The following is a 22,331-nucleotide window of genomic DNA, read 5'->3' on the forward strand; positions in this document are numbered from 1 at the left end:
GCCACCTTTCAACGGGAGCCTTCATGATTGACACCAGCCTGCCCCTGCTCGACCTGCACCGTCACCTGGACGGCAATATTCGTCCGGCCACCATACTGGAACTGGGCCGGGCCTTTGATCTGGCCCTGCCCGCCGATACCCTGAGCGAACTGCTGCCCCATGTGCGAGTTCAGGGCAACACCCCCGATCTGCTGTCCTTTCTGGCCAGGCTCGACTGGGGGGTAAAGGTGCTCGGCAGTTACGATGCCTGCCGCCGGGTGGCCTATGAAAACGTGGAAGATTTGCAGCTGGCGGGCATCGACTACGCCGAGCTGCGCTTCAGCCCGGGTTACATGGCCATGACTCACCACCTTGAGCCCGAAGGGGTGGTGGAAGCGGTGATCGACGGCGTGGCCGCCGGCAGCCGGGACTTCGGCGTGCCGGTAAAACTCATCGGCATCATGAGCCGCACCTTTGGCCAGAGCGCCTGCGAGCGGGAGCTGAATGCCTGCCTGGCCCATGCCGGCAGACTGGTGGCCATGGATCTGGCCGGAGACGAAAGTGGTTTTCCCGGCGAGCTGTTCACCGAGCACTTTCGCCGGGTGCGGGAAGCCGGGCTGAACGTCACCGTGCATGCCGGTGAGGCCGCCGGCAGCGCCAGCGTCTGGCAGGCGGTACGAGAGTTGGGTGCCAGCCGTATCGGCCACGGCGTGCGGGCGGTGGAAGACGAGCGTCTGCTCGACTATCTGGCGAAGCACCATATCGGCATTGAAACCTGCCTGACCTCCAACCTGCAGACCAGCACGGTCACCGAACTGGCTCAACACCCCATTCACCGTTTTCTCGAAAAAGGCATTCCCGTCTGCCTGAACACCGACGATCCGGCGGTGGAAGGCATCGAACTGCGCCACGAATACATGGACACAGCAGTGCGCGCCGGCCTGAGCCCGCAACAGACCCGCCGCTGCCAGGAAAACGCCCTCAATATGGCCTTTATCAGCTCACAAGAAAGAGCAGCCCTGCTGCTGGCCTGCGCCGAGCGGGAGTGACGAGGCGGTGGCATTACTACATTGATGACTATCCTTGAATATGTTTCCACCAATTCCAAGGAAACTAAGGAAGGTCATCATGTTCAGATTTATTCCGCTGGCGCTGGCCGGGCTGCTTGCCATGCATGTCCAGGCTGCACCCGAGCCCCGCCCGCTTAAGCCTTATGCAGACAACCGCATCCTGGTGAAATTCGAACCCGGCACCGCCGCCACCGAGATGGGTAAAATCCACCGGAGGCTGGGCGGAAAATCGCTGAAAACCATACCCGGCATCGACGTCAAGGTCATACAGGTACCCATCGGCTCGGTGCCGGAAATGGTGGACGCCTACAACAACAACCCCAATGTGGTTTATGCCGAGCCCGACTACTACCGGCTGCTGGTGGTACCCAACGAAGAAGCGGGGCCTACCCCGGCCGGCGGCAGCAATTTCTTTGAGGAGCAATGGGCGCTGCACAATACCGGACAGGATCACACCTATGTGCGCCAGAGTCTGTTCGGGGCGCAGCTGAGCACCACCCGCGGCACCCCCGATGCAGACATCAACGCGCCCGAGGCCTGGGACTGGCTGGACGCCAATGGCATACTCGATAAAGCGACCAACAAGCTGCCGGCAGTGGCGGTACTGGACAGCGGTGCCGACTGCAATGCGCTGGAGTTGAAGGACAAGTGTCTGGACCAGGAAGATATTGTTGATACAGCAGGAGCGACTTGGGACTGCAATGATCCTGTTGCCTGCGACACCCTGGGTCACGGTACCTTTGTGGCTTCTGAAATCGCCGCCAACACCGATAACGGCAAGGGCATTGCCGGAGCCGCCTGGAATGCCGGCGTGGGTGTATTCAAGGTCTGCTACCAGGAACTGATCACCGATGGCCTTAATTACTTTTTTGTTGGCCTTTGCCCGGTATCGGCGTCGGCCGAGGGCATTGCCCGCGCCGCCGAGCTGGGCTACAAGGTCATCAACATGAGCTACGGCAGTGACTTGATCGACGTCGCCGGTAATATCTTTGCAACCGACCCGTCCACCGCCGAGTGCGAGGCCGTACAGGCAGCAAGGGATCAGGGTGTGGTGCTGGTGGCCGGTGCCGGCAACAACGGCGACCAGGTAAAAACCTATCCCGCCGCCTGCCTGTCGAATAGTGGCGAGTCCACCGTGATGGCCGTGGCGGCCACGGATCACAATGATGACCGAGCGTCATTTTCAACCTACGGCAGCGACTGGGTCAGCCTGAGTGCACCGGGCCAAGATATTATCGGCGTGGTACCCGATGCCCACTGTGGAACCTATACACCAGGCACCGACAGCTGTGTCGACTGGTGGAGCGGCACCTCCATGTCGTCGCCCCTTGTAGCGGCCGGAGCCGCTCTGGTCTGGCTGGGTATTGATGCAGAAGGGCTGATCACAAATTCCAGTGCCGTTCCTACTCAGTGTGGTGATATACCCTGCCATGAGCTGGTACGTTACCGGCTGGAGCAGAGCACCGACAAGACCGGCGCCAAAGGTCAGGACCTGCAGGGCTGGACGCAACATGGCCGGCTTAACCTGGCGGCCGCCCTCTCGTTTGATGCTGCGCCGCCCCCGCCGGGATCCGATGCTGCCCCTGTTGCGGCCTTCAGCTACCGCTGCAACAAACTGTCCTGTAGCTTTGATGCCTCCGCCAGTAGTGACGATATCGGTATCGACAGCTATACATGGAATTTTGGAGATGGCGGCAGTGCTGGCGGGATCACTCAGAGTCATGATTACAGTACCCCCGGCGATTATCAGGTCACCCTCACCGTGACCGACACAGCAGGGCAAAGTGCAGACACCAACCTGATACTGAGCGTAAAAAACAGGGGGCGTACCAGCGGAAGCACCTCGGATGACGGTGGTGGGGATGGCGGTGAGACCGGCGGCGATACCAACTGCCCACCCGGCAAGGCCGCCAAGGGAAAGTGCTGACAACACCGCCGTAAGCCATAAACAAACCGGGCCATGCGTACATTATGCGCATGGCCCTGTGCCCGCATTTAAATTACTCGTGAGAACTGCTGGCGGCGAGCCTGTTTGCGGGAATGCACGTCAAAGCACATGCAGATGTTGCGGATCAGCAGCCGGCCCTTGGGGGTGACGCGAATTGCACCCGCTTCCCGTACCACCAGGCCGTCGTCCACAAAGGTCTGCAGCAATTGCAGATCTTCGGCGAAGTAGTCGTCAAAAGCGATGCCGTATTGCTGTGCCAGGGGCGCGAACTCCAGCTCGAAGTTGCAGATCAGGGTCTTGATCAGATCCCGGCGCAGGCAGTCATCCTCGTTCAGGGCGTAACCCACAGTCTGGGCATGACCCAGCTCGTCGAGCTGGGCGTAATACTGCTTCAGATCCTTGTGATTCTGCGAATAGGCATCGCCAATCATGCTGATGGACGAGACCCCCAGCCCCAGCAAATCGCATTCGCCCTGGGTGGTGTAACCCTGAAAGTTGCGGTGCAGCTCACCGTTGCGCTGGGCCACCGCCAGGCTGTCGTCGGGCAGGGCAAAGTGATCCATACCGATAAACTGATAGCCTTGGCCGGTGAGGTAGCGAATGCTGTCCTGCAGCATGGCCAGCTTCACCGCCGGGGCCGGCATGTCTTCGTCTTTCAGCTTGCGCTGGGCGGAGAAACGGCTGGGCAGGTGGGCGTAGTTGAACACCGACAGCCGCGCCGGCTGCATGGCCACCACCTGCTCCAGGGTGTGATGAAAGCTCTCTTTGGTCTGCAGCGGCAGGCCGTAGATCAGGTCCAGGTTGGTGGAGACAAAGCCCAGCTCATTGGCCCGGGCCACCAGCGCCTTGATAAAGTCGTTGTCCTGCTCCCGGTTAACGACCTTCTGCACGTCCTTGTTGAAGTCCTGCACCCCCAGGCTGATACGGTTAAAGCCCTCTTCTTTCAGCACATCGAGCAGGTCAAGCTCGATTCGGCGGGGATCGATTTCGATGCTGAATTCGCCCTCAGCGGCAAAGTGAAAATGCCGGCGCAGCAGGCCGTTCAGGCGCCGAATCTGGGGGGCGGTGAGAAAGGTGGGGGTGCCGCCACCCCAGTGCAGCTGGGTCACGGTGCGGCCGGTAAAGCGCGGTGCCATGGCCTCGATTTCCCGTTCCAGGAAGTCCAGGTAGATATCGGCCTTGCCCTGATGACGGGTGATCACCTTGTTGCAGCCGCAGTAGTAGCAGAGCTTGTGGCAGAACGGAATGTGCACATAGAGCGACAGCGGGCGCTCGGGGTAACGGGCGGCGGCGGCATCGAACTCTGCCATGCCAAAGTTGCCGGTGAACTCGAGGGCGGTAGGGTATGAGGTATACCGCGGCCCCGAGTAATTGTATTTTTCGATGAGGGCTTGATCCCACTCAATCGCTGACATTGTCTCCTCCCCGGTCAGCGACCGGGCAGTTCCAGACTGGCCAGGCGCTCGACCTCAATTTTAATGGTGGCTTCCAGCTCGCCTTCATGGCCGGCCCGTTCCAGGTCCAGGCGCATGAGTTCGTTGCGCTTCAGCTGTTTGCGGGCGTCGTGGGTCGGCATTTCTTTCACTCTGTCATAGAGATCGTAGAGGCCGGGGTACTCGACGGCAAAATCCTTGGGCCGGTCAAACTGCAGGGCATTCAGCAGATTGGTCAGGCGGATGGCGCCTTCCGACAGGTTGCACTGATCTTCGCGAACGGCCTGGGCAATGACCCGCACGCTTTCAAGAATGCGGTCGTTGCGTTTGGCGATGGCCTTTTGCCGGTATTGTGTCTGCTGGCGCAGTTTCGCCAGCAGAATGCCCGCATACACGGCCAGACCCAAAATGATGACGCCACCCGCCAGGGCGGCAATCAGCCAGGGTGAGATCATGACTTGTCTTCCTCCTCCCGATATTGAGCAGGATCAAGCTCGGCGTCCATAAAGCGGTCCCAGAGGTCATCACCGGGCTCGGCGTCTTCTTCTTCCTCATCCAGCAGGCCGAGTTGCTCCAGCAATTGCTGGTGGCGGGCCAGGGTACGGTCGAGCCAGACCTTGTCGGCTTTATCCAGTTTGTCGCCCGCTTCCACCCGATCCAGCAGGATGTTGAGGCGCTCGTCGCTCTCGAGCTGCTCCAGTTCCTGCTCGGGAGAGAGCTTAAGGGCCTTGGTCAGCGGCTTGACTCTGGGCGCAGCGGCGGTATCGCGGGCGGCGTCTTCCTGCACCAGGGCCACAGGCTTGCGCGAGCCCAGGCGCGGATCCTGAGGGGCTTTTGGTGCCTTGCCGCCCTGGTTACCGCCTTCCACATTGTGGCGCGACCCCGGGGTCAGGCCCTTGCGTCTGGCCTTGCGCTTGCGTTCCCTGCTCTGCTCGGCGGTTTCCCAGTTTTCCTTGCGGGCACCGATACGGCCCGGACTACGAACCTTCTTAATACGTGTCATAACGACTCCGGTTTGTGCAGAAGAATGACATCGGCACCGACGAATTCGATGCCGAGCCCATCCCGTTCTGCCAGCCACAGAAAGGTGTCGCGGCTGAAAAAGCAGACATGGGTGGGATCCTGTTTGTAATGCCAGGTGGCAAAGGCCGCCTGATCCCGGGCCAGCTTGGTCATCAGCCCCAGCCAGCCACCGGGCCGGATCATGGCCAGCAAGCGCTGCCACTCCCGCCCGGGAAAATAAAAATGCTCAATCGCCTCGGTACAGGTTACAAAATCGTATTGTCGCTGCAACCGCTCCGGCCGATCCGCATAGTAAGGGTCGTAGGTAGTCACCGCAAAGCCTGCTTCATTAAGCATGGCCGCCAGTGCCGGGCCGGGCCCGCAACCAAAGTCCAGCCCCTCACTGCCCGGGGCCAGCCGCGCCGTGAGCGGCGTTGCCAGCCGGCTCAGAAAGCGCCGGTAGCCCCCATCCTGCGGGTCGTTGTCATGCAGATCGTACTCGGCCTTTTCCGCCTCATGGGTCAGCCGCTGGCCGGGCTCCACAAAAATCAGCCGGCAGCGCGCGCACTGATGGTAACGGCGGCGATCCTGGTGAAACAGGGCATGGTCGGGAAAGTCGCAGAGCGGACAACAAAAGGAAGGCGGGAAAGAAGACATCAACAAACCGGGTTAAGCGGGGGGCATGGCCCCCCTTGAGCGATCAGTGCAGGCCGGCCACGTACTGGGACAGCACGGCAATGTCGTCATCGGTCAGCTTGGTGGCGATGCCACGCATCATGCCGTTGGGATCATTGGCGCGCTCACCGCTGCGGAACATTTCCAGCTGGGCCTTGATGTAGGCCGGATGCTGGCCGCTCAGGCTGGGGAACTTGGCGGACTCCAGACCTTCGCCACGGGGGCCGTGACAGGCAATGCAGGAAGTAATACCGCGCTCGATGTCACCGCCCTGATACAGGGCAGCACCGCGCTCGATCACCGCTTCGTCTACCGGCACCGGCGTGATGGCCTGGCTGGCGTAGTAGGCACCCAGGTCCGCCATGTCCTGCTCTGACAGCGGCATGGCCATGCCGCCCATGATGGCGTTGGCGCGGCCTTCACCACCGGTAGCGGCGGCCTTGAACTCGGCCAGCTGCTTCGCAATGTAGGAAGCGTGCTGTCCGGCCAGTTTGGGATACATGTCGGTCGGGCTGTTGCCGTCGGCACCGTGACAGGCGGCACAAGCGGCGGATTTGGCCTTACCGGCTTCAACATCGCCCTGGGCCTGTGCGGTACCGGCCACTCCGAGCATTAAGGCTAGCGTGAAAACAATTTTTTTCATGACGTTCCGACTTCTCGTTGTTAGAGCTTCCAGGTCACATACCTGCAAGGGCATGTTACAATGCGATTCAAAAAACCGCACTATTCTACACAATTTTGCCAGAAAGTAATCAGGGCGGCTTCATAACCTCGGGGAATTCACATTGAACAACAACAAGATAAACTTTAACGCCGCCCGCTTCATTACCAGCGCGCCCAACATACGGCAGATGCCCGCCGACACGGGTGTTGAGATCGCCTTTGCCGGCCGTTCAAACGCCGGAAAATCCTCTGCGCTGAACACGATCACCCAGCAGAAATCCCTGGCACGGACCAGTAAAACCCCGGGCCGAACCCAGCTTATCAATGTGTTTGAGCTGAGTGAAGGCAAACGTCTGATCGACCTGCCCGGTTACGGTTACGCCAAGGTGCCGGAAGAAATGAAGCTGAAGTGGCAGGAAGCGCTGTCGGAATATCTGCAACAGCGCGACAGCCTCAAGGGGCTGGTGGTGCTGATGGACATTCGCCACCCGCTGAAAGACATCGACCAGCAGCTGCTGCAATGGGCCAGCGACTGCGAACTGCCGGTGCTGGCGCTGCTGACCAAGTGCGACAAGCTTAAATCCGGCGCCCGCAAGGCCGAGGTGCTGCGCGTGCGCGAAGCCGTGGCCATCTTTGGCGGCAGCATTCGGGTTGAGGCGTTCAGCTCACTCAAGGGCCTGGGCGTGGATCAGGCCAAGGAAGTGCTGACCGAGTGGCTGCTGCAGCATGACCAAACCGACACCGAGGAAGAACTCGCCTGATGCGCCTGGATCGCTTTTTGTGTGAAGCTACCGGCCTGACCCGCTCTCTGGCCAAAAAGGCCCTGTCCCGGGGCGAGATCACGGTGAATGGCGAAGTGGTCAAAAAGGGCGATATCAAAATCGACGAGCAGCTGGTTTGTCTGGAAGGCCGCCTGCTGAGCCTGCGGCCGCCCCGCTACATTATGCTGCACAAGCCGCAAGGGTACATCAGCGCCAGCCAGGATGACGTGCACCCCTGCGTGCTGCAATTGCTGCCAGCGGAGCTGGCTGCCGGCCTGCAATGCGCCGGGCGACTCGATCTGGACACCACCGGCCTGCTGCTGCTCACCGACGACGGCCAGTGGTCACACCGGCTGCGCTCTCCCCGCCGGGCCTGCCATAAAACCTACCGGGTGGATTTGGCCGAGCCATTGGCGGCCGGTACCATTGAGCGCTTTGCCGAGGGCGTGCTGCTACACGGCGAAGACAAGGCCACGCTGCCCGCCACCCTGGACATGCTCACCCCCACTCAAGTACTGCTGACCATTCAGGAAGGCAAATACCATCAGGTCAAGCGCATGTTTGCCGCCGCGGGCAATCGGGTGACCGCCCTGCACCGGCTGCAAATTGGTGACATCCTGCTGGATGATACCCTGGCCGAGGGCGCGTGGCGCCACCTCACCCCCGAAGAAGTGGCGTCCATTCAATAAAATCCGGGACTGGGGAAATGCAGGTTGGCGATAAGTGCAGCGAATCCCAACCTACTTTTGCTCCTCACCGGCTACCGGAATATCCAGCCAGAAACAGGCGCCTTCGCCTTCTGTCGAGTCAAAGCCAACGGCGCCATTCATCTGCTCCATCAGCTCCCGCGTGATCGCCAGCCCCAGACCGGTACCGCCTTTCTTGCGGGTGTCCGAACTGTCGGCCTGGGCAAACTTTTCAAAAATCCGCGCTCGGAAACTCTCGGGCACACCATCGCCCTGATCCTGCACCCGAACCCGCAGCCGGCCATTGCCGGTCGTTTCGGTGCTGATGCACACCTCGCCGCCGTCGGGAGAAAACTTGACCGCATTGGACAACAGATTGGCCAGCGCCTGGGTCAGCCGATCCCGGTCCGCCAGCACGAGCACACCGGCCCGTTGCGCGCCTAGCGCAAGGGTGACGCCCCGGCTAGCCCCCAAGGGCCGGTGGCTGTCCACCAGCTCCCGCAGCAGCGTCGCCAGATCATGAGGCTGCATATCAAAGTGCATCTTGCCGGCCACCAGTTTTTCCATATCGAGCAAATCATTGATCAGCAGGTTCAGCCGCCGGCTGTTGGCATGGGCCACGTCGACCAGCCGGGCCACCTGAGGCGCCAGCTCGCCCACAGCGCCCAGGCCCAGCAGCCCCAGGGCACCGCTGATGGCGGTCAGCGGCGTGCGCAGCTCGTGACTGACCGTGGACACGAATTCCTTTTGCATGCGCGCCACCCTTTTCAGCTCGGTAACGTCTTCCATCAGGGTCCATACCAGCTGCCGACCGCCTGCATCCTCGATACGCATGCCCTGCTGGCGCACCGGAAACCGGGCGCCGCTGCGGTGCCTGAGTTCCTTTTCAAAGGGAGCATAACGGCCATCCTGCGCCAGCATGCGCTGGGCGTCGGCCTCCTGCTGCCGGTACTCCGCCGGGGTCAGCGCCGGCAGTGTCAGGCCCAGCAGTTCGGCCTTGCCGTAACCGGTGGCTTCAAGCAACGCCCGGTTTACATCCAGAATACGGCCGGAGCCGGCCTCGCTCAGGGCAATACCGATGGACGACAGCTCAAACAGCCCTCGCAACCGCTGCTCGCTGGCGGCCAGGGCCAGCTCCGCCCGCTTTTCGTGCTCGATATCGGTGAGGTAGCCATGCCAGATGGTGCTGCCGTCTTCCAGCCGCTCGGGCCGGGCCCGGCCTTCCACCCAATGGGTGCTGCCGTCGGTCCGTCGCACCCGGTACTGGGCGTGCCAGTCCGACAGCGCCTGTTCGGAGCGGGTAATGCTGTCGGCAACCGAGCGCAGATCCTGTGAGTAAATGCGCTCAAAGACCGCCTCCGCACTGTCCCGCACCGCCTCGGGAGACAGTTGGTACACCTGCTCGATGCCGGCACTGCTGTAGGGAAAGGCACTGTGGCCATCGGGCCAGCGCCGGTACTGGTAGATCATGCCGGGCAACTGGGTGGCCAGCTTGTCGAGCCGGGCCTGCTGGCGCCGGCGGCTGAGCAGATCACCCAGCCAGCGCGCCATCAGCGCCAGAAACATGAGATCGGTCACATCAAAGGGCCGTTCGCGCGCGGCGCCGGAAGAAAAATTCAGGGTACCGAACAGCTCGCCGTCCACCATTAGCCGGGTGGCAATATAGGACTCCAGCCCCATGGTGCGATAACAGACGCTATCGGCAAAGTCGGAGCGGCCCATGTGGTCGATGGCCAGCACCCCGTCCTGGGCCAGCATCAGCCGGCAGTAGGTCTGCTCCAGCTCAAAGTGCAGGCCGGGGGCAATGCCGGCCTCATCGGGTGCCGACACCCAGCGCACCACGTAGACGTCACCGATGATTTCGCTGGCAATGGCCACCTCCAGCTGCAGAAATTCCCGCCCCAGCGCCAGCGCCTGGGTAATGCGCTCGTCCACCGAGCCTTCCAGCTTGAAGGCCATGCGGTTAAGCATGGCCAGGGCCCGGTTGCGCCGCTCCAGCTGGGCCAGCGCCTCCTGCTCGGCGCTGATGTCGATATGGGTGCCATAGATAATGCCCGGCTTGCCATCGGTGCCGCACTCGAGCAGCCGCCCGCGGCTGTGCACCCAGACCCAGTGGCCGTCCCGGTGACGCATTCTCAACCGGCATTCATAAACCGGGTTCAGGCCCTTGATATGCCGCTCCAGCATGTCTTCGGCCACCGCCAGATCCTCTGAGTGTACCCGGCTTTTCCAGGTGTCGAGACTGGTGGCGCCCAGCTCATCCAGCCGGTAGCCCAGCATGTCGGCCCAGCGGTCGTTAAAGTGGCACTGGCCAGTCTGCATATCGCACTGCCAGGTACCGATATTGGCCCCCTCGATAATCAGCTGGGCGCGGTATTCGCTCTCGGCCAGGCTTTTGCGCAGCTCTTCCAGCCGCTGCCGGCTGAGCTGCTCTTCCACGCAGTCGGCCAGGTTGCGCAGCAGCTCACGGTCGCGCTCGTCAAAGCGGCGGGGACGGAAGTCGATCACGCACAGGGTGCCGATACGAAACCCCTCGAGGCTGTGCAGGGGAGCACCGGCATAAAAACGAATATGAGGGGCGCCGGTCACCAGGGGATTGTCGGCAAAGCGTTCGTCCCTTGCGGCGTCTTCCACCACAAAGAGCCGGCTGTCGAGAATGGCATGACCGCAAAAGGAGATGTCGCGGCCGGTTTCACAGGCATCCAGACCCTGGGCCGACTTGAACCACTGGCGTTCGCTGTCGACCAGCGACACCAGGGCGATGTCGACACCAAAGCTCTGTTGCGCAATACGGGTCAGCCGGTCAAAGCGGGCCTCGGGAGGGCTGTCGAGCAGGCCGGTACGCAGCAGTGCCTGTAATCGTTGTTGCTCGTCAAAGGGCAAGGCGGGTGTTTTCATCACGGATGTCCCTCGCTTGAGGCGCCGCCGATCCCGGTTTCGGTACCGGCCGGCCATTCAATCCACAGGTGGGCGCCGCCTTGATTATAAAAACCGATACGTCCGCCCATCAGCTCCACCAGCTCCTTGCAGATGGCCAGTCCCAGCCCGGTACCCTGGACCGCGCGCATGGTGCCGTGTTCGGCCTGGGCGAAGCGATCAAACAGCCGGTCGGCAAAGGCCTCGGGAATGCCCCCGCCCTGATCGCTGACGATCAGCCGCAGCCGGTCTCCCTGAGGCCGCTCCACCGATACCGTGACCCGGCCGCCGGCGGGGGAAAACTTGATGGCATTGCTGATCAGGTTGTCCAGCAGCTGGCGCACCCGCAGCGGATCCAGCACCACCGGCAGCGGCCGGCCGTACGCATTGCGCAGGGTCACCTCGTGCTCTTCGGCCATGGGGCCGTTTCCGGTAACGGCTTCATCGATCAGCCCGTTAAGGCAGCAGGGCACCGGCGCCAGTTCCAGCTTGCCGGTGCTGAGCTTGCTGAAATCCAGCAGATCGTTGATCAGATGCTGCAGTCGCTCGCCGTTGCGCAGCGCCAGCTCCACCAGCTCGCCGGTTTTCTGCGGCAAGGGCCCGGATACCCCCGAGTTTACCAGCCGCAGGGCGCCGTTGATGGAGGTCAGCGGCGTACGCAGCTCGTGACTGACCACGGCCACAAAATCGTCTTTTACCTGACTCAGGGCCCGGCGCTCGGCGGTCAGCCGGTTAAAGGCCCGGGCCAGCCGCACCAGCTCGGGCACCCCGGTTTCCGGCAGGGGCTGATCGTTGCCGGCCCGGGATGCCATGGTGTGAATGCGCCGGGTCATGGCCTCCAGCGGCCGCATGGCGCTCCAGGCCATCCAGAAGGCGACCAGCGCCAGACCGGCGCCAATCAGCACACTGATGCCGGCAAACCGCATAAAAAAGGCCCGGGCTGGCGCCACCACCTGTTTGTGCGGCAGCGCCCGCACAAACAGCCACCCCAGCTGCTGCAGGTGGGTAGTGGCATACACCCACTGCTTTTCACCATGGCGCTCGATCACCCCCAGGCGCTCGCCGGCCAGGGCGGCGTCGATCAGCGGGTCCTGGCCCGGTGGCGGCAGCGGCTGCAGCTCACTCGCCAGCTCCCGGCCGTTATACACATACACCTGGTTCTCGGTGTCGAGGATCCTGAAGTTCACGCCTTCACGCAAGGCTTCGGTCAGCCGTTGTTCGGGCAAAATGGAGGTCTTGGCCAGGTTGAGCACGCCCCCCAGTATGCCCAGCAGGTCGCCGTCATCGGACAGAATAGGACTCAGAAAGGACACCAGCGGCGTACCGGTGGTGCGGCCGACAATGGGGTGACTGATCACCGCTTCATGGGTGCGCATCAGGGCCTTGAAATGAGCGCGGTCGGCGTAGTTGGTGCCCAGCCGGCCCGGCACCGGGGTGGTTTCGGCAATGGCGGTGGCGTTGGCATCAAACACCATGACGCCGTCGGGAAACAGCCGTTGCAGGGCGGAATGACGTTCCAGCCGGGCCAGCAGGCCGGCCAACGGATACATACTGATGCCATTCGACAGCTGGGGGGACAGGCTTTCCAGGGTCTGCTGGCGCAACGCCAGAGCCTGCTCCACCTGCTCGGCAGCGCGGACAGTTGCATTGAACTGGCGCTGGCTGTATAGCTGTTCAAAGTCGTCCACCAGCGAATGATAGGCAGTGGCCAGCACACCGAGCACGGTGAGCAGGGCGCCGGTCAGCATGATCAGCGCGATACGTCCCTTGAGAGATAATCCCATTTGGCCTTTTCCTTGTTCAATGGCGGGGCAAAACGGAACCTCCCTCTTACAAACAGGTCCCGTACGAAACTTTATCAACATATAATGGCCATGACCACGCAGAACAGGGTCACATGAATTTCACTCAATGTCCCGGGAGCCGCTAATGTCCGATACCAAGCCACTGGAACAACAGCTGGTCCTGCTGCGCGAGCGCTTTGGCGAACGCACCCTGACCCAGCTGCGGGAACTGCTGGACCGGCTCAGCGCCTGGCAACCGGCCCAGCCTCCCCAGCCGCTGCTGGAAGAGGTAAACCAGCTGCAGCACCGGCTGGCCGGCTCGTCGGGCACCTTTGGCCTGACCGAGCTGGGCCGGCAGGCCTCGGCTCAGGAGCTGGCGCTCAAGGCCCGGCTGACCCCGGGGAAACTGGCCGACGAAGGCGCCGCCGCCCTGCTCGACCAGGCCCGACACGATCTGACCCTGCTGATGGGGTTACTGCAGCCGCCCCCGCAGCCGGTGTCCGTTCCTCCTCCCCAGGCTCCCGCCGCCGCCGAGGCCGGCCATGAATTGCTGGTACTGGGCCAGCGGCTGAGTGCCCTGGCCGACGCCCTGCTCCATTACGGTTACCGGGTGCACACCAGCAGCAGCCAGGCGCTGCAGCCGTCGGACTGGCACGACGGTCTGATCATGCTCACCGACGACTCGCAGTTGCAGGCCGCCACTGACTGGAACCGGCAACAGGCCATGCGGGCCGGCGGCAAGGCGGTCCCGGTGTTGTGTGCCGGCGCCGGGACCGACTTTGCCAGCCGCTACCAACTGGCCGAACTGGGCGTGGACGGCCTCTTTACCCTGCCGGCAGACGTTCCCGAGCTGGTGGAACGCATTGAGCGGCTGCGCCGAGAGCGTCTCGACACAGGCAGGGCCAGGGTGCTGCTGCTGGATGACGACGAAGATCTGGCCGAACGTTACCGCCTGGTGCTGACCGGCGCCGGCATGGTTGCCCGCGTGCTGAACCGTCCCGAGGCCCTGATGACGGAGCTGGCCGAGTTCCGCCCCGATATTTTGCTGATGGACATTCACATGCCGCCCTGGTCGGGCACCACCCTGGCGCGCATGGTTCGCTTTGAGCCCCAATGGCTGAGCCTGCCCATCGTTTACCTGTCGTCGGAGCAGGACCGGGATCGCCAGCTCAGCGCCCTAGCTCAGGGGGCCGACGAGTTCATCACCAAGCCCATTTCCGATGAGCGGCTAATCCGCACCGTCAGCATTCTCTGCCAACGGGCCCGCCAGCTGGGTCAGCTGCTGTCGAGCGACGGCCTCACCGGCCTGCTCAACCACCCCCATATCAAGCAGGCCCTGGCCCAGGAACACGCCCGGGTGCGCCGGCTGGGCCATGCCACCATGGTGGCCATGCTCGACCTGGATCATTTCAAGCGGGTCAACGACACCCATGGTCATGCCACCGGTGATCTGGTGATCCGCACCCTGGCCCACCTGCTGAAGCGGCGCCTGCGTCATACCGACCGCCTGGGCCGCTATGGCGGCGAAGAGTTTGTAGCGGTGCTGCCCGACTGCGAACCGGACCAGGCCCGCGCCCTGTTTGAGCAGTTGTGCCGGGACTTTGCCGCCCTCAATTTTCACGGTCCGCAGCAAGCGTTTCATGTCACCGTCAGCGTGGGCCTGGCCCGGCTTAACGACTTCACCTGCGCCGAGCAGGGTCTGAATGCCGCCGACAGCGCCCTGTATGAGCGAAAACGACTCGGACGAAACGGCGTGACCGACTATGCTGAGACGTGTCTGCCGGAATCAAATGAGTAGGTATTTTCCGTGAACATACTGCTGCTTGAAGACGACGAACTGATCGCCGATCTGGTGGAAGCCGTGGTCACCGGCCTGGGCTCACACATTCGCGTGACCCACGCCACCACCCTGACCGCCGCCCGTAACGCCTGGCAACGCCAGGGCGCCGACCTGGTGCTGTGCGACTGGAACCTGCCCGACGGCTCCGGGCTCGATCTGGTCCGGCTTATTCGCCACAACGACCAGGCCACCCCGGTGATCATCATCAGCGCCAGCTCCGACCGGGAGCACGTTAAGCTGGCGCTGCATCAGGGCATTACCGACTTTATCGCCAAGCCCTTTGACGTGGCCATGCTGCACCAGCGGCTGCAGCCGGTACTGAACACAATACGTGAAGCGAATTTGGCGAACACGCCCTCGGTGCCCCCCCTGGCGCAGTGGCTGGAACAGGCCCTGGGCGACAAGCTGCAACTGCCGGGCGCGCTGTCCGCCGACCAGGTGGTGCCCTTGCTCGGCAAGCTCGAGGAGCTGACCGCGGTGGAGCTGGCCAGCCAGTGGAAAAACCAGACCGCCCTGATTACCCGCTTGCTGCAACTGGCCAACAATATTTCCCTCAAGCGCAGCGGCCGGCCGGTATCGAAACCGAGCGAGGCCATCGCCATTCTCGGAGTGCCCATGGCCGTCAATTGCGCCATGGCCATGGCGCTGAACATTGCCGGCGGCCTGCACAGCCCGATACTGAAGGAGCGGGCTCGCCACTACCAGACTCACTCCGAGCAGGTGGCCGCCATCGCCCGGGCCATGGCCCTGAGCCTGGATCTGGAGGCCGCCAGCTGCCACGCCGCCGGCCTGCTCAGCCGTTGTGGAGAGCTGGCGCTGCTGCGCACCCTGCAGGCCTACATCGATCAGGGTGGCCAGCCCGATGAAAGCACACTGGATGCCCTGCTGCAGGAATGGGGGCCGCGCTACGGCAACCGATTAAAGATTCAGTGGGGTCTTCCCATTCCGTTACGGGAGCTGGCCGGTGCCGTGCACATGGCGCCGTCTCACGCCACCCGCAAGGCCCTGATGGTCATGCACCTGGCCGGGCTGCGGGTGGCCTCCAAACTACACGGCCCCGACGCCGAGCGCCTGCTGCGCCGCGCCGGGCTGGATCCGGACAAATGGCTGGACGCCCCGGCCTGACTCATACCATTACACCAAGGACAGGACATGCAACCGAGTACCGAGCCCAAGCGCATACTCTATGTGGAAGACGACGAGGACATTCGCGAAATCGCCCGGCTGGCGCTGGAAGTGGTGGGCGGATTTGACGTGATGCTGTGCGCCTCCGGTGAGCAGGCACTGGCCGACGCCGCCGCCTTTAACCCCGACATTATTCTGCTGGATGTCATGATGCCGGGCATGGACGGCCCGACCACCCTCTCCGCCCTGCGCCGGCAGCCGGCGGTCAGCCGCACCCCGGTCGCCTTTATGACCGCCAAGATCCAGCCCCAGGAGATCGCCGCCTACAAAGAGATGGGTGCGGTGGATGTGATCGCCAAGCCCTTTGATCCCATGACCCTGCCCGAGCAGATTCGGGATATCTGGCACGCGGCCAGGGCGTAGGCAGCCAACTTTTCAGTCACAAGCCACCGAGAACAACCACGCTGCTGATTCGTAAAGCTCCGATGCTGTCTGCCAAATACCGACAGTCAACTTGATACCCAACCAGGAGGACAAAGGGTGTCTGCTTCGCCGCGCCCTTCGCGCCAGGGATGGCGCGACGGAGCCTACATGGAGGTATTCACGGCGTGCCGGAGAAGCAGTGCGCTTTGGCCGACGACAGTACACGGCCGGACAACAATTTAAGGTTTAATATCAGTCATCCCGCTTGCGGGCGGAACTGCCGAGCTTGTGGGTCTTGAGATCGTAGCGTTCCTTGATCACGTCCTTGACCGTGCCTTCCCACAATTTAATGCCCACGAAATAGCCGGCCCGGGCCAGCACATGGGCCGCCACCGGCGCCGTCATGATCACGAACACCACCACCGCCAGTGCCCGCACCACCAGGCTGGCCTCGGGAAAATACACCGCAAAGCCGCAGGCCATCAGGCCGGCCCCCAGGGCGCCGGCCTTGCTGGTGGCGTGCATGCGGGTCAGCAGGTCGGGCATGCGAATAATGCCGATGCCGGCCAGCAGCATCAGAAAGGAGCCCAGCAGCAGAAACAGGCTGGTAATGATTTCAGTCATCATCGCGCTGGCCTCCCTGCTCCAGGTAACGGGCAAAGCCCACCGCCGCCATAAAGGAGGTCAGCGCCAGCACGATCACCACATCGATCAGCACCGGGGTATCAAAGGCCACGCTGTACAGCAAAATAAAGCCGATGGTCAGCGAGGCGATCACTTCCAGCGCCACCACCCGGTCCGGCAGGGTGGGGCCGATCAGCAGCCGCACCGTGGCCAGCACCAGGCCCAGGCTCAGAAAGATAAACGACAGGGTCAGGGCAAGTTCAAACATGGGCTCATCCCAGCAAATCGATAACACGGGCCTCAAGGGCCTTGAATTCCGCCAGCTGACGGGACTCGTCTTCCAGGTACATCAGGTGCACATACAGCACCCGGCGGTCGCTCGACACGTCCAGGGTCAGGGAGCCCGGGGTGGCGGTGATCAGGTTGGCCAGTATGGTAATGCCGCCCTCGTCCTTCAGATCCAATGGAATGGCGATCACCCCCGGTCGCATCAGGTGAGTGGGGGTCAGCACGTCGTAGGCCACCCGGGCGTTGGACTTCACCAGATCCCAGATAAAGAACAGCACAAAATTCACGATGCGCGGCGCCTTGCCGAAATAACGGGCAAAGGTGGGTTTGTCACGGCCCACATAGGCCAGCACCAGATAACTGAGCAGAATGCCGATCACCAGGTTACTGATGCTGTAGGTGCCCGAGAGTACCACCCAGGCCATGGCCAGCAGCATGTTCCATCCAAAGGCTTTCATCGCTCACCTCCCAGCACCGCATCGATATAGCCCGCCGGCGACAGCAACTGCTCCGCCGTGGCCATGGCCAGTTGCACAAACCACTCGGCGCCAAAACCTATGGTCAGGGTGATCAGCGCCAGCCCGGCAATGGGTACATAAAGCACGTACAGGTGGGGATCTTTTTCGCCCCGCATGGGCTTGGCGCCCTCGGGCAGCCCCTTCCAGAACGCCTCGGCCCAGATCTTGACCATGGAATACAGGGTCAGCAGACCCACGATCAGCGCCATGGCCACCATCAGCCAGTGGCCCTCGAGCACACCCGCCTTGATCACCGTAAACTTGGCAAAAAAGCCCGACAGCGGCGGCAGCCCCGCCAGCGACATGGCCGGAATCATGAACAGGGCCGCCAGCCAGGGCGCCGAACGATAGAGGCCGCCGAGGTGGGCCAGATCATAGCTGCCGTGATAGCGGTACATGACCCCGCTCACCAGGAACAGGTTGGTCTTCACGATAATGTGGTGAAAGATGTAGAACACCCCGCCGGCCACCGCCAGGGGGGTGAACAGCGCCAGTCCCACCAGCATGTAGCCAATCTGGCTGATGATGTGAAAGGACAGAATGCGCCGCACCTCAAACTGGGCCGCCGCCCCCAGCACCCCGGTCACCATGGTGAAAATGCCCATGGCCATCAGCACGGTACCGTGAGTAAAGCCGGTGTCCTGCACAAAGATCAGGCTGAACACTCGGTACAGGGCGTACACCCCCACCTTGGTGAGCAGGCCGGCAAACACCGCCGAAATGGCCACCGGGGGCGTGTGGTAAGACGCCGGCAGCCAGAAGAACAGCGGAAACGCCGCCGCCTTGATGCCAAAGGCCACCAGGAACAGCATGGCGATCACCGTCACCAGTCCGGACTGCTCGGCACCATTCAGCTTCACCGACAGATCCGCCATGTTCAGGGTGCCAGCGTAACCGTACAGCAGACCCACGGCGGTGAGGAACATGGCCGAGGAGATCAGGTTAAGGGTGACGTACTTGATCGCCCCCTCCATCTGCGCCCGTTCGCCTCCCAGAATCATCAAACCAAAGGAGGCGATCAGCAGTATCTCGAACCACACATAGAGGTTGAAAATATCCCCGGTGAGAAAGGCGCCGGCCACCCCCGCCAGCATCAGGTGCAGCAGTGGATAATAGCCAAAGGCCTCGTGACTGCGGGACATGGTGGCCAGGGAATAGACCGCCACCGCCAGGCCGATGGTGCCGGTGACCACCACCATGATGGCGCTAAGCAGATCCGCCACCAGGGTAATGCCGTAAGGGGCAGGCCAGCTGCCCATGTAGGCCACCTGAATGCCGTCGGTCTGCACCTGGTGCAGCAGCACCAGCGACGCTGCCAGCAGGCCGGCGCCCGACAGCACGGAAATCCAGCGCTGAACCAGCCGCCAGCGCCAGCAGGTGAGGCACAGGGCCCCGGCCAGCATGGGAATAAGAATGGGTATAATGACTTCTGCGTTCACGAATCCGTGCTCTTCATTTTGTTGACGTCGTCGGCACCGATCACTTCATAAGCCCGGTGAATAAGCACCACTGCAAAGGCCAGCACCCCGAAGCTGATCACGATGGCGGTAAGGATCAGCGCCTGGGGCAGCGGGTCGGCAATCACCCCCGCCGGCTGATACAGGCCTTCCGGGATCAGCGGCGGCGCGCCCCGCACCAGGCCACCGCTGGTGAAGATCAGCAGGTTGGCGGCGTTCGACAGAATAATCAGACCGATCACCAGTTTGACGATGCTGCGCCTGAGCATCATGAACAGGGCGGTGGCGTACAGACCGCCCACCACAAAGGCAAACAGGTTTTCCATTTATTCCTCCACCTTGGCCAGGGACAGCATGATGGTGGTGACCACACCGATCACCACCAGAAACACGCCGATATCAAAAAACAGCGGCGTGCTCAGTTTGAGCTCGCCGATGCCCGGCACATACAGGGTCCACCACTGGCTGGACAGAAACGGCTGGCCGTTGAGCACCATGCCCACCACGCCGCTGGCCAGCGCCAGCAGCAGGCCGCAGCCCATCAGCAACTGGCTGTCCACTCCCATCAGCTTGCGGGTGCTGCTGGCATCAAAGGCAAACAGGTGCAGGGCAAAGGCCCCCGAGGCCACCAGACCGGCAATAAAGCCGCCCCCCGGCTCGTTGTGCCCGCGCAGCAGCAGAAACACCGCAAACAAAAACAGCAGCGGCACCAGAAAACGGGTGGCGGTCTGCAGGATCAGCGAAGAGCCTAACATCATCGGTAGTCCTCCCAGCGAAAGCGGATCATGGCGCTGACACCAATGGCCGCCAGGGCCAGCACGAAAATTTCCCCCAGGGTATCGAGGGCACGGTAGTCCACCAGGATGACGTTGACGATATTGCGGCCATGAGCCACCTCATAGCTGTTGGCCACCAGGTAGTCGCTGATGCCGCCCCCCAGGGAAGACTGGTTGACGGTGAGTACCATCATGGTCACCAGCACGCCAAACACCCCGGCCACGACGGCGTCGCGCCAACGCACCCCCGGGGTGGACAGGTCCTGAAACCCGGGCAGACGGAACAGCACCAGTACCAGCAGGATCACCGTCAGGGTTTCCACCAGCACCTGGGTAATGGCCAGATCCGGCGCGCTGAAGAACACGTAGATCAGCGCCATGGCAAAGCCCAGCACGCCCACCGCTGCCACCGAGCCCAGCCGCAGGTGGGTGGCACTGGCATAGATCACCGCCACCAGCATCAACAGGCAGATCACCACCTCGTACAGGTGCACGCCCTTGAAGGACAACGAATACACAAAGGCATCGTGGGCCCAGAAGGCATACACCAGCAGGCCGATGGCGGTGACCAGTATGGTCATGATGTAGTTGGTCATGTAGCCGTTTTGCAGCAACCGGGTTTGCCAGCGGGCCAGCCGCACCAGGCCATCCATCATGTGCTCATAGCCCCGCTCGGGACCGTAAGCAAGGGGATAAATGGCCTGACCAAGTGGCTGATACACCCGGTCCCAGCTGCGGTAAAGCAGGGCACCGGCCACCAGCGCCAGCGCACTGAGCAACAGCGGCAGGTTGAGGCCGTGCCACAACGCCAGGTCCAGATCGGCGGCGGGCGCGCCGCTGATGGCGGTGACCGCCGCCGCCAGCAGCGGCTCGGCCAGGCCAGGCACCAGCCCCAGCAGCAGACTTAGCAGCGCCAGCACACTGAAGCCCAGACGCATGGCCGCCGGCGCCTCGTGAGGCGTTTTGGGCGTGGGTTTGTTGTCACCCCAGAAGGGCTTGATGGCCACCAGGGCGCTGGCAGCGACGATGCTCACGGCGGTGATCATGGCCAGCGCCACCAGCAGAGCCGACAGGGCCGTTGCGCCCAGTGCCGCCTCGAACATCAGCTCCTTGGCAATAAAGCCGAACAGCGGCGGAATACCCGCCAGGGACAGCGCCGCTACCCACAGGAACAAGGCCGTGTGTGGCATGTGGCTGCGCAGACCGCCCAGCTCGCGCACGTCCTTGGTGCCGGTGGCGTGATCCAGGGTGCCGGCGGCCATAAACAGCGCGCCCTTGTACAGGGCATGGGCCAGCAGGAACACCATGGCCGCCTTCAGCGCCACCGGGGTGCCGATGCCGATCAGCATGGTCAGGGTGCCCAGGGCCATGATGGTGGAAAAGGCCAGAATGCGCTTGAGATCCGTGCTGCATACCGACATCACGGCGCCCACCGTCATGGTGACGGCGCCCACCGCCGACAGCGTCAGCAGCCAGGCCTCGCTGCCGGCCATCACCGGCTGCAGCCGGGCCATCAGAAAGACCCCGGCCTTGACCATGGTGGCCGAGTGCAGGTAGGCACTCACCGGTGTGGGCGCGGCCATGGCATTGGGCAACCAGAAATGAAACGGAAACTGGGCCGACTTGGTAAAGGTGCCCAGCAAAATCAGCCCCATCATGGGCAGGAACAGCGGGTGCTGCTGCAGTGCCGTCCCCTGGGCCAGCACCTCGGTGAGCTCGAAGCTGCCGGCCATCCAGCCCAGCATGACCAGCCCGGTCATCAGCGCCAGACCGCCACCCATGGTGACAAACAGGCCCTGCAGCGCCGCCTTGCGGGCCTTTTCCTGCTCGTGGTTAAAGCCGATCAGCAGGTAGGAGGTAATGCTGGTGAGCTCCCAGAACACGAACAGACCAATGAGATTGCTGCACAGCACCACCCCCAGCATGGCGCTCATAAAGGCCAGCAGGTACATCAGCAGCTTGTGCCTGTCCTTGTTGCCTTCGAGGTAGCGGCCGCCATAGATAAGAATGAAGGTGCCGATGCCGGTGATCAGCAGGGCGAACATCAGGCCGAGACCATCGAGCAGAAAGCTCAGGCTGACGTTAAGGCTGGGAATCCAGTCGTAATGAAACACCACCGCTTCGCCGCCGGTGACCCGGGGCCAGAAGCTGGCGAAATAACCAAACAGGGCAGCGGGAAGTGCCGCCAGACACCAGCCGATATGCCGGCCAAGCCGGGGGCTCAGCAGCGGCACCAGGGCGGCCAGAACAAAACCTGCCAATACGGCAACAAGCATACGCAAGGCTCCTTTTTAGGCCCGTGCAAGGCGTCAGGATCGGCGAATATAAAGGAGAGACTCTGAATGCAGACTATAGCAGTGAAC

Annotated in this window: 21 protein-coding genes; 7 read left to right on the forward strand and 14 right to left on the reverse strand. The window is 62.5% G+C overall.

The genetic code is table 11. The annotated features are described in order from the left end of the window. Positions 1 to 23: 23 nt before the first annotated feature. Positions 24 to 1,028 (forward strand): adenosine deaminase, encoded by a 1,005-nt coding sequence (gene add, locus Q9290_RS11640; protein WP_306079815.1) that lies wholly within the window; start codon positions 24 to 26, stop codon positions 1,026 to 1,028. A 79-nt stretch (positions 1,029 to 1,107) separates the two neighbouring features. Then, on the forward strand, positions 1,108 to 2,976 hold the full coding sequence (locus Q9290_RS11645) for a S8 family peptidase (RefSeq protein WP_306079816.1): 1,869 nt from the start codon (positions 1,108 to 1,110) through the stop codon (positions 2,974 to 2,976). A gap of 68 nt (positions 2,977 to 3,044) precedes the next feature. On the opposite strand, the gene hemN is transcribed toward Q9290_RS11645, so the two are convergent. Genes hemN through Q9290_RS11670 form a run of 5 tightly spaced genes read right to left on the reverse strand, consistent with a single transcriptional unit; the run spans position 3,045 to position 6,750 of the window. Further along, positions 3,045 to 4,412 carry an oxygen-independent coproporphyrinogen III oxidase gene (gene hemN / locus Q9290_RS11650; protein ID WP_306079817.1) on the reverse strand — a complete coding sequence of 456 codons (1,368 nt, stop codon included), beginning with the start codon at positions 4,410 to 4,412 and terminating at the stop codon, positions 3,045 to 3,047. A gap of 14 nt (positions 4,413 to 4,426) precedes the next feature. Next, positions 4,427 to 4,870, reverse strand: a complete 444-nt coding sequence (locus Q9290_RS11655; RefSeq protein ID WP_306079890.1) for a DUF2489 domain-containing protein — start codon at positions 4,868 to 4,870, stop codon at positions 4,427 to 4,429. Between the two features lie 11 nt (positions 4,871 to 4,881). After that, complete coding sequence (gene yihI / locus Q9290_RS11660) at positions 4,882 to 5,433, reverse strand: Der GTPase-activating protein YihI (RefSeq protein ID WP_306079818.1); 552 nt, start codon at positions 5,431 to 5,433, stop codon at positions 4,882 to 4,884. Further along, positions 5,430 to 6,089, reverse strand: a complete 660-nt coding sequence (locus Q9290_RS11665) for a class I SAM-dependent methyltransferase (protein WP_306079819.1) — start codon at positions 6,087 to 6,089, stop codon at positions 5,430 to 5,432. Before Q9290_RS11665 ends, yihI begins: the two co-directional genes overlap by 4 nt. Positions 6,090 to 6,132: 43 nt before the next feature. Beyond that, entirely contained in the window at positions 6,133 to 6,750 is a 618-nt protein-coding gene (locus tag Q9290_RS11670) for a c-type cytochrome (protein WP_306079820.1), read from the reverse strand. Between the two features lie 142 nt (positions 6,751 to 6,892). On the opposite strand from Q9290_RS11670, the gene yihA reads away from it, so the two are divergent. Then, entirely contained in the window at positions 6,893 to 7,531 is a 639-nt protein-coding gene (gene yihA / locus Q9290_RS11675; RefSeq protein ID WP_306079821.1) for a ribosome biogenesis GTP-binding protein YihA/YsxC, read from the forward strand. After that, positions 7,531 to 8,220: a 16S rRNA pseudouridine(516) synthase RsuA gene (gene rsuA, locus Q9290_RS11680; RefSeq protein WP_306079822.1), complete on the forward strand. Its 690-nt coding sequence runs from the start codon at positions 7,531 to 7,533 to the stop codon at positions 8,218 to 8,220. The genes yihA and rsuA overlap by 1 nt, the downstream gene beginning before the upstream one ends. A 51-nt stretch (positions 8,221 to 8,271) precedes the next feature. Here rsuA and Q9290_RS11685 read toward each other — a convergent pair whose 3' ends face one another. Beyond that, the gene (locus Q9290_RS11685; protein WP_306079823.1) at positions 8,272 to 11,115 is read right to left on the reverse strand and encodes a PAS domain S-box protein; all 2,844 of its coding nucleotides are present in this window, start codon (positions 11,113 to 11,115) and stop codon (positions 8,272 to 8,274) included. After that, positions 11,115 to 12,917, reverse strand: a complete 1,803-nt coding sequence (locus Q9290_RS11690; RefSeq protein ID WP_306079824.1) for a sensor histidine kinase — start codon at positions 12,915 to 12,917, stop codon at positions 11,115 to 11,117. Before Q9290_RS11690 ends, Q9290_RS11685 begins: the two co-directional genes overlap by 1 nt. Positions 12,918 to 13,062: 145 nt before the next feature. Between Q9290_RS11690 and Q9290_RS11695 the strand changes: the two genes are divergently transcribed. From Q9290_RS11695 to Q9290_RS11705, 3 genes are read left to right on the forward strand one after another with little or no spacing between them, the layout of a single operon-like run. Further along, entirely contained in the window at positions 13,063 to 14,715 is a 1,653-nt protein-coding gene (locus Q9290_RS11695; protein ID WP_306079825.1) for a GGDEF domain-containing protein, read from the forward strand. Between the two features lie 9 nt (positions 14,716 to 14,724). Further along, positions 14,725 to 15,882 (forward strand): response regulator, encoded by a 1,158-nt coding sequence (locus tag Q9290_RS11700; RefSeq protein WP_306079826.1) that lies wholly within the window; start codon positions 14,725 to 14,727, stop codon positions 15,880 to 15,882. A 27-nt stretch (positions 15,883 to 15,909) separates the two neighbouring features. Continuing rightward, complete coding sequence (locus tag Q9290_RS11705; protein ID WP_306079827.1) at positions 15,910 to 16,305, forward strand: response regulator; 396 nt, start codon at positions 15,910 to 15,912, stop codon at positions 16,303 to 16,305. Between the two features lie 252 nt (positions 16,306 to 16,557). On the opposite strand, the gene mnhG is transcribed toward Q9290_RS11705, so the two are convergent. Genes mnhG through Q9290_RS11740 form a run of 7 tightly spaced genes read right to left on the reverse strand, consistent with a single transcriptional unit; the run spans position 16,558 to position 22,244 of the window. After that, positions 16,558 to 16,932 carry a monovalent cation/H(+) antiporter subunit G gene (gene mnhG, locus Q9290_RS11710; RefSeq protein ID WP_306079828.1) on the reverse strand — a complete coding sequence of 125 codons (375 nt, stop codon included), beginning with the start codon at positions 16,930 to 16,932 and terminating at the stop codon, positions 16,558 to 16,560. After that, positions 16,922 to 17,197, reverse strand: a complete 276-nt coding sequence (locus tag Q9290_RS11715) for a monovalent cation/H+ antiporter complex subunit F (RefSeq protein WP_306079829.1) — start codon at positions 17,195 to 17,197, stop codon at positions 16,922 to 16,924. Before Q9290_RS11715 ends, mnhG begins: the two co-directional genes overlap by 11 nt. A 4-nt stretch (positions 17,198 to 17,201) precedes the next feature. Beyond that, complete coding sequence (locus Q9290_RS11720) at positions 17,202 to 17,675, reverse strand: Na+/H+ antiporter subunit E (protein WP_306079830.1); 474 nt, start codon at positions 17,673 to 17,675, stop codon at positions 17,202 to 17,204. Beyond that, on the reverse strand, positions 17,672 to 19,174 hold the full coding sequence (locus Q9290_RS11725) for a Na+/H+ antiporter subunit D (protein WP_306079831.1): 1,503 nt from the start codon (positions 19,172 to 19,174) through the stop codon (positions 17,672 to 17,674). The genes Q9290_RS11720 and Q9290_RS11725 overlap by 4 nt, the downstream gene beginning before the upstream one ends. After that, on the reverse strand, positions 19,171 to 19,518 hold the full coding sequence (locus tag Q9290_RS11730; RefSeq protein ID WP_306079832.1) for a Na+/H+ antiporter subunit C: 348 nt from the start codon (positions 19,516 to 19,518) through the stop codon (positions 19,171 to 19,173). Before Q9290_RS11730 ends, Q9290_RS11725 begins: the two co-directional genes overlap by 4 nt. Next, positions 19,519 to 19,950: a Na+/H+ antiporter subunit B gene (locus Q9290_RS11735; protein WP_306079833.1), complete on the reverse strand. Its 432-nt coding sequence runs from the start codon at positions 19,948 to 19,950 to the stop codon at positions 19,519 to 19,521. After that, the gene (locus Q9290_RS11740; RefSeq protein WP_306079834.1) at positions 19,947 to 22,244 is read right to left on the reverse strand and encodes a putative monovalent cation/H+ antiporter subunit A; all 2,298 of its coding nucleotides are present in this window, start codon (positions 22,242 to 22,244) and stop codon (positions 19,947 to 19,949) included. The genes Q9290_RS11735 and Q9290_RS11740 overlap by 4 nt, the downstream gene beginning before the upstream one ends. Between the last annotated feature and the right edge of the window lie 87 nt (positions 22,245 to 22,331).

It is taken from the genome of Oceanimonas aquatica (genome assembly GCF_030732065.1).
In the GTDB taxonomy this organism is placed as follows: domain Bacteria; phylum Pseudomonadota; class Gammaproteobacteria; order Enterobacterales; family Aeromonadaceae; genus Oceanimonas.